Source organism: Kitasatospora sp. NPDC058190 (assembly GCF_042883685.1).
In the GTDB taxonomy this organism is placed as follows: Bacteria; Actinomycetota; Actinomycetes; order Streptomycetales; family Streptomycetaceae; genus Kitasatospora.
This window is the reverse complement of the sequence record NZ_JBHVVI010000007.1, coordinates 144,783-151,748: the sequence shown is the minus strand read 5'-3', so window position 1 is coordinate 151,748 and position 6,966 is coordinate 144,783. Positions and strand designations below refer to the sequence as shown.

Here is a 6,966-nt window from a genome sequence, read left to right as displayed (position 1 = left end):
CCCCGGCCTGATCACCCCACGTGGGGGGGGGGCCCCCGCCCGCGGGGGGGGGGGGGGGGCCCGCCCGCCCGGGGGGGGGGGGGCCCCCACGTTCCGGGCCCGCGGGGCCGGGGGCGCATCCGGGGTGAGCGCCTGCCGGGCCGGCCGGGGCCGGGGCCGGGTGGACGGCGGGCACGGGGGAGCCGACCGGCCACCCGGGGTCTTCGGGTGGTTGTGCGTCCTGCGGGTGGTGCGGGTGGTTCAGTCCGGGTGGGCGACGAGCCCGGGGGGAGTCGCTCGCCGCCCACCCGGAGTTCTGGGGGTCATCTCCGGGCCGACTGGTCGTCCGCGGAGGGGACGGTTCTGCTCGGACGGATGTCCGGCGGGGTGGGTGCGGCCGGTGGGGTCGGGACGGTCACGCCGCCCTTGCCGGGTTTGGCGCCGCTACCGCCGCTGTCCTGACCGTTGGTGCCGCCGCCGCTGGCGTTCTGGCCGCCGTTGGCGTTGGCCTTGCCGGGGTCCGCGCCGTTCCTGCCGTCGGTCCCGGAGCCGTTGCCGTTGCCCGTACCGGGGTCGGTACGGCCGGGGGTGCTCGGCTGTCCGGTGGCGCCCTGGTGGTCGCCGCCCGGCTGGCCGAGGTTCCCGTCGCAGTAGTCCGTCACGTGGTCCGCCCCGCCGGCCGCCGCGATCAGCTGGGCGAAGAGCGGGTCGGCGGCCAGCTGGTGCGGGCGCTCGCCCTTGCCCGTGCGGTCCGCGAAGCCCTGGCAGAGCGGGACCATCGCGGGCGGCAGGACGGGTCGGGCGCCGTGTCCGTCGGCCGTGGGGGTGCCGGGCGCGGCGGTGCCGGAGGGGACGGCCGCCTGCGGCCCGCCGGAGGCGCCGACGGACGGCCGGGCGGACCCGGACGGGGTCGAGGAGGCGGAGCCCGTGCCGGCAGCGGACGCGCCCGACGAGGTGCCGGTCGAGCCGCTCGGGACGCCCACCGTGTGCTCCGGCTCGGACGGGCCGCCGCTCAGGGGGGACGGCAGGTTGCCGGTGCCGGCGGCGACCGCGACCCCGCACAGCGCGGTGGCTCCGAGCACGGCGGCAGCGGCCTTCGTGCTGAAGGCCCTGGCCAGCGCGGCGGTTGCCATCGATCGTCTCCGGACGGGTGTCACTACGGGGTCGGGCGTGAGACTCGCCTCCCGGAACGCGGCCAGTGCGGCCTCCTCCCCGGCCAGTTCCGCCGCCGTCGCCGGGGCGGCGGCCGCGGCCAGCACCCGGGCGACGTGCCCGGGACCGTCCGGTCCGGTGAGCGAGGCGTCCTGCCCGGCCGACGGGCCGCCCACGGCACCGCCGAGCAGGTGCTCGGCGGTATCACGGTCGATCCGACGGGATCGGTTGGTGCTCATCTCATGTCCTTCAGCGTCGCGGCCCGGCGTTCTGTCACACCCTGCGGAGAACTTTTTTTCGTGGATCTCTTCGCGGGTTCCTTCGCGGACTCCCCCGCGGACTCCTTCACCGGGCCCGACGGCTGCTTTCCGGCCCCCGGTTCGACCCGGCGGGCGGCCGGGATGCCGGCCCCGGAGGCGAACGGCTGCTCCAGCAGCTTGGCCAGCCGTCGCAGCCCCCGGTGGGCGGCCATCCGGACGCTGCCGGCCCGCTTGCCGAGCACCTGGGCGGCGCTCTCGGCGTCCAGCTCCATGACCACTCTCAGCAGCACCGCCTCGGCCTGGTCGCGCGGCAGCCGGGAGATCAGCGCCAGCGCGTCGGCGGTGCCGACGGCGGTCAGCGCGGCGCCCGCGGTGTCGTCCCCGGCCGCGAGCTCCACCAGGTACTCGAAGGGCAGGTCCGCGACCGGGCGGCGGCGCCGGGCGCGCAGGTGGTCCATGGCGCGGTTGCGGGCGATGGTGGCGGCCCAGCCGCGGAAGCCGTCCCCGTCGCCGGAGAAGCCGCGCAGGTCGCGGGCGATCTGCAGCCAGGCCTCGGAGGCGATGTCCTCGGCGTCCTGCATGTCCTCGGGCCGTCCGCCGACCAGCACCCGCAGGTAGCGCAGCAGGCCCGGCTGGACGGTCCGGAACAGCAGCCGGAACGCCTCCTCGTCCCCGTCCTGGGCGGCGCGGACCGCCTCGGTCAGGTCGGGGGGAGCGGGGGCCGGGCCCCGCGGTGGGCCGGCGGGAGGGACTGGTCCGGACCGGCCGAGGGGGCTGCCGGTGCCCGCTCCGGGGCGTTCTGCACTCTGCACCCGCCACATCATGCGCCATCCGGGCGAACGGGTCGGCGCCGGACCTTCAGCCCGCCGGACGGCACCCGCCGGGCGCCGCTCGCCCCGGACGACGCCGTCGCCGCCGTCCGCCCCTGGACGCGCTGGGCCGCGAGCCGTGCGTCACCCCTTGGGAACGTGCAGGTCGGAGGGTGTGTCACGGGGCGCACCGTGACAACTGTCATGCGGATCAGGCAACGGACGGCACTGCTCTGACGGGGGGCCGGCCGGAAAGACTGGAGGCACGACGCGGGCCGGAGCCCGCGGCCACCAGTCGGGGAGGAACCCACCATGAGCAGCCAGACCGTCAGCGCCGCCGGCACCACCGCCCCCGCCGCCTCTGCGGTCCAGGGCGCCGCGCACGCCAAGGCGCCGAACCCGCTGGTCTCCGGGCTCCGCCCGCTCGCCCTCGACGTGGTCGCCCCGCTGGCCGGCTACTACGTGCTGCACTCGGTCTGCGGGCTGAGCGAGTTCGCCGCGCTGGCCTGGAGCAGCGCCTTCCCGGCCGGCCGGACCGTCCTCGGGCTGCTGAGCGAGCGCAAGCTCAACCTGTGGGCCACTCTGATGCTGGTGGTCAACCTGGCGGGACTGGCGCTCACCTTCGTCACGGGCGACGCCCGCATGATGATCGCCAAGGACGGCGGGCTGAGCGGCACCGTGGCGCTGGCGATCCTGGTCTCGGCGCTGGTCGGCCGGCCGGTGATGACCCCGATGCTGATGCCGTTCGTCACCAAGGGGAACCGGGAGCGCGCCGGCGCCTGGCAGCGGCTGGTCGAGGGCCGGGCGGCCGCCTCGCGGGCGTTCCGCCGCCACGAGCGGGTGTTCGCCGGGATCTGGGGCACCGCGCTGCTGGCCGAGTGCGTGGCCCGGGTGGTCGGTGCCTTCACCCTGCCGGTCTCGACCATGGCCTGGCTGTCCACCGTGTTCCTGATCGGCGCGATCGTGGGCGGTTCGATGCTCGGTCAGATCGCGGTCGAGCCGATCGAGAAGCTGGTCGGCGCCGAGGCCGAGCACCCGACCGCCGCCTGAGCCGTCTGCCGCCCGAGCCGCCCGAGACGCCCGATCGACCGGGCATCGACAACCGCCTGAACTGCCGGTTCCGACGATTCGAACAGTCAGGAACCATCGGAATCCCCCGGGAGTCCTTATAACGAGGGGGTAACGGGACCCCCGAAACGACGAACCGGGGAGCCCACCATGCGGACGAACGCGCTGACCACCACCGAGGACCGAACCCTCGTCTGGGACGGTTGCCTGAACGTCCGCGACCTGGGCGGCCTGCCCACCGCCTCCGGTCGACCGACCGCCCGCGGGGCGATGGTCCGGGCGGACAACCTGGACCGCCTCACCCGCGAGGGCTGGGACGCCCTCCTCGACCACGGCGTCCGCACCGTGGTCGACCTGCGTGACGCCGAGGAGTACCAGCCGCTCCTCCCGCTCCCCGAGGACGTCGAGCTGATCCGCGTCCCGCTGGACGAACTGGCCGGCTCCGCCTGGTGGGACACCTACGGCCGACTGGACGGCACCCCGCTGGCCCTGCGCCCCTACCTGGACCACTGCCCGCACGCCGCCGTCGCGCTGATCGCCGCGATCGCGGGCGCCCGCCCCGGCGGCCTGGTGGTGCACTGCGGCGCCGGCCGTGACCGCACCGGCCTGGCCGCCCTGCTGCTGCTCGCCCTGGCCGGGGTCGACCGGGCCGCGATCGCCGCGGACTACCTGCTGAGCGGCCCCAACGTCCGCCCGCTCTACGGGATGCTCGGCCTGCCGGACCCGTACCAGCGGATCGACGCGGTGCTGGTCGAGGCCGGGACCACCGCCGAGGCCGTCCTGGAGTCCACGCTCGACGAGCTCGACCCGGCGGGCTACCTGCTCGCGGCGGGGGCCACGCCGGCCCAGATCGCCGCCGTCCGGGACCGGCTGCTGCCCGCCGCCTGAGGCCTGGCCGAGGACCTCACGGGACCCGGCCCGGAGCACGACCCGGAGCACGGCCCGGGCCGCGGGAACACTACTCGCGGGTAGCGTCAACCGATGGTTGACGATCATGGATCGACAACCTATGGTTGACGCATGGAGAATCCCGTTGTTCCCAACACCACTCCGCTGCGCCTCGACGACCTGATCGCCGCGATCAAGAAGGTCCACGTCGACGCGCTCGACCAGCTCTCCGACGCGGTCATCGCCGCCGACCACCTCGGCGACCTCGCCGACCACCTGATCGGCCACTTCGTGGACCAGGCCCGCCGCTCCGGCGCCTCCTGGACCGACATCGGCCGCAGCATGGGCGTCAGCAAGCAGGCCGCCCAGAAGCGCTTCGTCCCCAAGGGCCCGGGCACCCCGAACGACCTCGACCCCAGCCAGGGCTTCTCGCGGTTCACGTCCCGGGCCCGCAAGGTCATGGTGGCCTCGCAGGAGGAGGCCCGGCAGGCGGGCAACGCCGAGATCACCGCCGAGCACATCCTGCTCGGCCTGCTCACCCAGCCCGAGGGCATCGGGCTCAAGGCGCTCGCCGCCCAGGGCGTCACCCCGGAGGCCGTCCGGGCGGCGGCCACCGCCGTCCTGCCGCCCGCCGTCGAGCAGGCGGTGCCCGCGCTGATCCCGTACGACGCCCAGGGCAAGAAGGTGGTGGAGCTGACCTTCCGCGAGGCGCTCAAGCTCGGACACAACTACGTCGGCACCGAGCACATCCTGCTCGCTCTGCTGGAGTGGGAGAACGGGCAGGGCGTGCTCGCCGGGCTGAAGGTGGACAAGTCCGAGGCGGAGACCTTCACCTCGGAGGCCGTCGCCGCCGTCATCGCCGCCCGCGACGCGGAGGCCGAGCAGCAGCGGTGAGGAACCGGCGCCCTGCCCCGGACGGAACTCCCCTCCGGGGCAGGGCACTTCCGTGCGCTTCCGGCCGAACCCGCGCTAGAACCCGGAGATGTGGGTGGTGACGATCCGGACCCGACCGTCGACGGCCGCCTCCAGCGCCGCCCGCAGTCGGGCCGAACGGGCCGGGCCGAGCAGTTCCAGGGCCTCCTCGACGGGGGCCCAGCGGTAGGTGTCCAGCTCGCCGGCCGGGACGGTCACGGGGGTGCCGTCCGGGACGGTGCCGAAGTCGAACATGAAGTGCTCGGCCGGGTGGTCCAGTTCGCCCGAGGGGTGGGTCCAGGAGACGGCCAGCAGCTCGCCGGTCTCCCGCACGATGCCGGTCTCCTCCTCCAACTCCCGCGCGGCGCACTCGACCGGGCCCTCGCCCAGGTCGATCGTCCCGCCCGGGAACTGCCAGTGCTCGCGGTACCCCGCCTTCACGATCAGGATCCGGCCGGACTCGTCGCGCAGCAGGCAGCCCGCCGCCGCGTAGATCCGGGGCAGCGAGGCCAACCATTCCTCGCGGGACCTCAAGGGCTCGGCCGTCACTGTGCTCCTCCTCGGGCAGGGTGGGTGCGGTCGCCCCCACTCTGCCATCGGACGATCCGACCCGGATCCGCCCCGGACCGATGAGTCCGCGCCCTCCCGAGGGTCCAACCGGTATGAGGACCACACCGGACGAAGCCGTACTGACCTGCGACCTGGGCGCGCTGACCGCCCCGGACCTGGCCGTCGTCGACGCCCTCGCCCGGCTGCGGCTGGCCGCCGCCCGGCACGGGGTCGGCCTGGTGCTGCTGAACGCGGGCGGCCCCCTGCGGGAGCTGCTCGCGTTCAGCGGGCTCTCGGCGCTGCTGCCGGGAGCGGCGGATCCGCTGGACCTCGCGGAACTCGTGGAGCCGGCGTGGCTACTCGGCGTCCAGCCGGGGCGGGAGGCCGAAGAGCGGGAAGAGCACGTCGGTGTCCAGGAAGTTGGTGAAGCCGGTGATCCGACCCTCTGACACCTCCAGGACGATCAGCGCCCACGGCTCGTGCCCGCCCGCCGGGCTCGGCCGGTACTGGGCGAAGGCCGGGCCGCCGTTGGCCGTCACCGGCAGCAGCCGGGAGCCCCGGCAGCCGTGCCCCGGGCCCAGCATCCAGGCCCGGATCTCGTCCTGCCCCTGCAACCACATCGCGAACGGCGGCATGTTGAGCGTGACGTCCTCGTGCAGCAGCGCGGCCAGGCCCTCCATGTCGTACGCCTCGAAGGCGCGGACGTAGCGGTCCAGCAGCGCGCGGTGGTCCGCGTCCAGTGCCGGGGCCGGGCGAACGGCCGAGGCGTCCGCGGCGAGCACCGCGCGGGCCCGCTGCAGTGCGCTGTTGACCGAGGCCACCGTGACGCCGAGCAGTTCGGCCACCTCGGCGGCCTTCCAGCCGAGCACCTCGCGCAGGATCAGCACCGCCCGCTGCCGGGGCGCGAGGCGCTGCAGCACGGCGACGAAGGCCAGCTTCACCGACTCGCGCTGGGCGGCCACCTCGGCCGGGTCCCCCGTCTCGGGGAGCACCCGGCCGTCCGGCGCGGGGCCGATCCAGGTCACCTCGGGCAGCTGGGTGCCGTTCGCGGTGGCCACCGTCACCGGCCCGGCCAGGTCCATCGGGCGGGCCCGGGCGCTCCGGCCGTTCAACGCGTCCAGGCAGACGTTGGTGGCTATTCGGTACAGCCAGGAGCGCAGCGCGGCCCGACCCTCGAAGCCCTTGTGCCCGCGCCAGGCCCGGACCATGGTCTCCTGCACCGCGTCCTCGGCCTCGAAGACCGAGCCGAGCATGCGGTAGCAGTAGCCCGTCAACTCCGTGCGGTACCGCTCCAGCTGGAGCTCGACCGGCTCCTCCGTGATCACCTCGGCCATGGCCGCCCCCGTCGT

Annotated in this window: 8 protein-coding genes; 4 read left to right on the top strand and 4 right to left on the bottom strand. The window is 75.1% G+C overall.

The features are described from left to right. Nucleotides 1-302: 302 nt before the first annotated feature. The gene (locus ACFVWU_RS05440; RefSeq protein WP_387615956.1) at nucleotides 303-1,370 is read right to left on the bottom strand and encodes a hypothetical protein; all 1,068 of its coding nucleotides are present in this window, start codon (nucleotides 1,368-1,370) and stop codon (nucleotides 303-305) included. Continuing rightward, complete coding sequence (locus tag ACFVWU_RS05435) at nucleotides 1,367-2,212, bottom strand: RNA polymerase sigma factor (protein ID WP_387615963.1); 846 nt, start codon at nucleotides 2,210-2,212, stop codon at nucleotides 1,367-1,369. The genes ACFVWU_RS05440 and ACFVWU_RS05435 overlap by 4 nt, the downstream gene beginning before the upstream one ends. A gap of 300 nt (nucleotides 2,213-2,512) precedes the next feature. On the opposite strand from ACFVWU_RS05435, the gene ACFVWU_RS05430 reads away from it, so the two are divergent. From ACFVWU_RS05430 to ACFVWU_RS05420, 3 genes are all read left to right on the top strand, one after another. Then, complete coding sequence (locus ACFVWU_RS05430; protein ID WP_387615954.1) at nucleotides 2,513-3,250, top strand: VC0807 family protein; 738 nt, start codon at nucleotides 2,513-2,515, stop codon at nucleotides 3,248-3,250. 168 nt (nucleotides 3,251-3,418) lie between these two features. Continuing rightward, complete coding sequence (locus ACFVWU_RS05425; RefSeq protein ID WP_387615951.1) at nucleotides 3,419-4,156, top strand: tyrosine-protein phosphatase; 738 nt, start codon at nucleotides 3,419-3,421, stop codon at nucleotides 4,154-4,156. Between the two features lie 132 nt (nucleotides 4,157-4,288). Next, nucleotides 4,289-5,050 (top strand): Clp protease N-terminal domain-containing protein, encoded by a 762-nt coding sequence (locus ACFVWU_RS05420; protein WP_387615949.1) that lies wholly within the window; start codon nucleotides 4,289-4,291, stop codon nucleotides 5,048-5,050. Between the two features lie 75 nt (nucleotides 5,051-5,125). Here the strand turns inward: ACFVWU_RS05420 and ACFVWU_RS05415 are convergent, their stop codons facing one another. Continuing rightward, nucleotides 5,126-5,617, bottom strand: a complete 492-nt coding sequence (locus ACFVWU_RS05415; protein WP_387615947.1) for an NUDIX domain-containing protein — start codon at nucleotides 5,615-5,617, stop codon at nucleotides 5,126-5,128. A gap of 113 nt (nucleotides 5,618-5,730) precedes the next feature. On the opposite strand from ACFVWU_RS05415, the gene ACFVWU_RS05410 reads away from it, so the two are divergent. Next, a complete protein-coding gene (locus ACFVWU_RS05410) occupies nucleotides 5,731-6,066 on the top strand; it encodes an STAS domain-containing protein (RefSeq protein ID WP_387615944.1) in 336 nt (111 codons plus the stop codon). Here the strand turns inward: ACFVWU_RS05410 and ACFVWU_RS05405 are convergent. Beyond that, complete coding sequence (locus ACFVWU_RS05405) at nucleotides 5,974-6,951, bottom strand: sigma-70 family RNA polymerase sigma factor (protein WP_387615941.1); 978 nt, start codon at nucleotides 6,949-6,951, stop codon at nucleotides 5,974-5,976. The genes ACFVWU_RS05410 and ACFVWU_RS05405 overlap by 93 nt on opposite strands. Nucleotides 6,952-6,966 lie beyond the last annotated feature (15 nt).

Excerpts from the sequence above, each read along its gene's own strand:
- ACFVWU_RS05440 (WP_387615956.1), bottom strand. The coding sequence starts at position 1,370 with ATGAGCACCAACCGATCCCGTCGGATCGACCGTGATACCGCCGAGCAC.
- ACFVWU_RS05435 (WP_387615963.1), bottom strand. The coding sequence starts at position 2,212 with ATGTGGCGGGTGCAGAGTGCAGAACGCCCCGGAGCGGGCACCGGCAGC.
- ACFVWU_RS05430 (WP_387615954.1), top strand. The coding sequence starts at position 2,513 with ATGAGCAGCCAGACCGTCAGCGCCGCCGGCACCACCGCCCCCGCCGCC.
- ACFVWU_RS05425 (WP_387615951.1), top strand. The coding sequence starts at position 3,419 with ATGCGGACGAACGCGCTGACCACCACCGAGGACCGAACCCTCGTCTGG.
- ACFVWU_RS05420 (WP_387615949.1), top strand. The coding sequence starts at position 4,289 with ATGGAGAATCCCGTTGTTCCCAACACCACTCCGCTGCGCCTCGACGAC.
- ACFVWU_RS05410 (WP_387615944.1), top strand. The coding sequence starts at position 5,731 with ATGAGGACCACACCGGACGAAGCCGTACTGACCTGCGACCTGGGCGCG.
- ACFVWU_RS05405 (WP_387615941.1), bottom strand. The coding sequence starts at position 6,951 with ATGGCCGAGGTGATCACGGAGGAGCCGGTCGAGCTCCAGCTGGAGCGG.